Origin of the sequence: Natronococcus jeotgali DSM 18795 (genome assembly GCF_000337695.1) — an archaeon.
Classification (GTDB): Archaea; Halobacteriota; Halobacteria; order Halobacteriales; family Natrialbaceae; genus Natronococcus; species Natronococcus jeotgali.
In genome coordinates, this window is sequence record NZ_AOIA01000059.1 from 1 (window position 1) to 3,068 (window position 3,068).

Annotated in this window: 3 protein-coding genes and 1 pseudogene; 3 read left to right on the forward strand and 1 reads right to left on the reverse strand. The window is 50.8% G+C overall.

The window, feature by feature from the left end; translation table 11 throughout:
- Positions 1–130 precede the first annotated feature (130 nt).
- Both C492_RS22450 and C492_RS07970 read left to right on the forward strand, forming a co-directional pair.
- Positions 131–362: pseudogene (locus tag C492_RS22450) on the forward strand (PadR family transcriptional regulator).
- 809 nt (positions 363–1,171) lie between these two features.
- Positions 1,172–1,441 (forward strand): MarR family transcriptional regulator, encoded by a 270-nt coding sequence (locus tag C492_RS07970; protein WP_008422168.1) that lies wholly within the window; start codon positions 1,172–1,174, stop codon positions 1,439–1,441.
- Positions 1,442–1,499: 58 nt separating this feature from the next.
- On the opposite strand, the gene C492_RS25180 is transcribed toward C492_RS07970, so the two are convergent.
- Complete coding sequence (locus tag C492_RS25180) at positions 1,500–2,111, reverse strand: winged helix-turn-helix domain-containing protein (protein ID WP_008422170.1); 612 nt, start codon at positions 2,109–2,111, stop codon at positions 1,500–1,502.
- Between the two features lie 730 nt (positions 2,112–2,841).
- Here C492_RS25180 and C492_RS23560 point away from each other — a divergent pair.
- A partial coding sequence (locus C492_RS23560) for a hypothetical protein (protein ID WP_152424837.1) occupies positions 2,842–3,068 on the forward strand: 227 nt, incomplete at its 3' end.

A 3,068-nucleotide genomic window follows, 5' to 3' on the forward strand; every position in this document is an offset into this window, starting at 1 on the left:
TTGCAAGGGACCAGTCAGAGCCTCGTGTTCTAGGACACATGTTGAAAGACGGTCTCCTTCAACCCCTGCGCGTTCGTTCACCGACTAGGAGCTTAAACAGGATTCTCATAAAGTCAGAGCCAAAAGATCAATTGCAGGCGCTGATCAGCCATCGGGTCAGGATATCAAAGACGAAATCGAGTCGTACTATAGTAGCGAATCAACCACGGACGGCTGTATCCCAATCTCGACACCCTCGTCAACAAGGAACTCGTTGAGAAGGGAGAACTCGACCGACGAACGAACTACTATGCAATCACCGATAAAGGAGTACAGCCATTCAGGAGCGCCGTGAGTGGGAATCACAGTACGTCGATTTGTAACTCAGACGGGTGGTCCTCGAGAGTCTCATTGCTGTTGTCGTCTTGGCTCTCATTGCTAAGGCCTTCGTATTTCATCTAACCAGAGGTAAATCATACCGAAGAAAGACTCTGTGGACATGCTGCTCTCAAGCTATGCGAGATTCGTGTATCGGAGCAACACCGCATACGCAGCTGGAACGAAGATAGCCGCGAATCCGAACCCGTACAGTAGTGCGACGATTGGATCGATCATCCCTGCTCTCTCGTCTCGCCGTTCTTGAGTACGGCGAACTGCGGCACGGTGAGCACGAAGGTAACAGCGATCGCGGCTCTCGTTGGCTTTGTCGAGTGTGTCATAGAATCGTCCCCACAGAATTGTTCTCATCTTCGCCCTCAGCGAATCAACTGATCGATAGAGAGCGCCTATTTACCGTCTCTCCTCTTCTGGTCAAGCTGGATATACCCATACAGATGATGAATAGATCCGAATTCGGTAGCTAAACTCAACTATAGTGTAGTTCGATAACAACTCACCACAATCCAGCGGTCAAACCGGCTAAGAGAATCCCTATGAAAAATACTACTAAAAGGAGTAGGATCAGTACTGCCACCAATAGATCAGGCCAGTTCATTTTTCACCATACTCTGGGTACTCATAGCTGTTAAAGCGGCCGGTAAGGAGTTTCCCAATAAGTATCGGCTGATAGAGTTAATTACACCAGAATACTATCGAGAAAGATTCTCCGGATAGCCTCAGTGGGCAGTGAATATGACCATAGTGCATTTCCAAATGGAAAATATTATCACTCTGCATCCGGAACGGTGTAGTAATGAGTGCATCAGAAGCGTTTCGACAGGACGCAGAACCACGTGGAACTTGGGACGACATCCGCGACCTGCCTCCGAGTGCCAAACTCGTTGTAAAGGTCCTCGAGCACAACGATGCGATGACCCAGCAACAGCTCGCCGATGAAACGCTGTTGCCCACTCGGACGGTGCGGTACGCGCTGAATAGACTCAAGGACGAGCACGTGATCGATTCGCGCTTTTCGTTCTCCGACGCCCGAAAACGCCTGTACAGTCTGAATATCGAAGCGTAATCGGACAATTTCCGTGGGTTTTAGACGATCGTACGCTGCCACCAACTTCTGTTGGAGGTTAGTTCGCTTTGCTGGCCTGCCAGATCGAGACGGAAGTCTGGACTATCCGTCCCCAGGCCTCGCCGGAATCGGGACCGCTGTTCTCTCGGGGCCTTTCCGCGATCACCGTCCCGCAGCCAGGACAGACATACGCTACCTTGGTCCCGCGCGACTTGCGGACCCAGTCGCCGTCGATGGGGCTTGAGTGATCACACCCCCAGCAGTACAGCGTCGCCTTCAGCCCCTCGCGTGCATCGTGGTCGTGACTGACGGAACGAGTCATCAGAGGGCAAAATAAACTCTCGCTAATAAACGAAGTGGCGTTCATGCCATATTCGGAAATAGCGATGGCGTCCCGTTCCTCCGTGTAGTGGACGAGACCTGCTTCTGCTAAAATCGGAATGTGGCGATGGTAGAGATCAATACGAATCGCATCAGATTGATTGTCGCTATTTGGCTTGTCGTCCTCCTTCGCGGCAATCTCCTTTGCTATTTCTGAGATGGTCGCCTCTCGGCACTGGTGCAGAACTTGAAGAGTAGATCGCCGGCGTTGCTCGGAAAGGGCCCGTATCACCTGGTCTTTTTCTTGTGGGTGAATAGATTCCGGAGACAGACTTGGGGTGGTGGTCATCGCGGTCAGTAGTTGACCCCGGATGCCAAAAGACGTTTCTAGGAGGGGTCCTGCCGGGTATTTGGGAGTATATATTCTGGTTTACACTGATTTTCTTTCCAGATATTCTTGGATATATTATATATTTGGTTGACTTCTTTCGGCTATCCATGCTGTAGTATCGTATAATACACTTCTTGATTGGCCTTCATTCACCGGACTGGCTTCCCCATCGCTACCAATAATCTACTTCGGAAGAGCGGCCCATAGCTTGATAATAACTCCACCACAAACCTCGACTGTCGCGTATCCCTTGGCGCGACATTGCGATTCAGCACATAGCCCACATTCCNCCCATAGCTTGATAATAACTCCACCACAAACCTCGACTGTCGCGTATCCCTTGGCGCGACATTGCGATTCAGCACATAGCCCACATTCCACCGGTATTGGCCCCACACGACCGGTGGTCCTTTTGCCAGCCCAACCCTCTTCGATTGCACTGTCTCTACCAACAGTTGTCCTCCAGTTGCTACCTGAAGGAAGAGAACTATTGGTAGGGGAACACAAGAGTAATTCAATGCCAACCGATACGGGTTCGACGCGGGAATATACCTTTCGCGCTCCAGTCAACCTGCTCTCGACACTGGAAGCGCTCAACATTCAGTATCTCGATATCGATGAGAACCGTACGCTGGTGATCNACACTGAAGGATGAGAACTATTGGTAGGGGTCCACAAGAGTAATTCAATGCCAACCGATACGGGTTCGACGCGGGAATATACCTTTCGCGCTCCAGTCAACCTGCTCTCAACACTGGAAGCGCTCAACACCCAGAATCTCAGTATCGATGAGATCCGTACGCTGGTGATCTACCAGACTGCAATTCTCAATCTTGTGGTGCTTGACGGTGAACTCTCTGCTGCAAGTCGTGTTGAACTCGAAGTCTATGAAGATCCCCGTCAAGACTTCTCTCT

Coding starts and splice junctions, on each gene's coding strand:
- C492_RS07970 (WP_008422168.1), top strand. CDS start 1,172: ATGAGTGCATCAGAAGCGTTTCGACAGGACGCAGAACCACGTGGAACT.
- C492_RS25180 (WP_008422170.1), bottom strand. CDS start 2,111: ATGACCACCACCCCAAGTCTGTCTCCGGAATCTATTCACCCACAAGAA.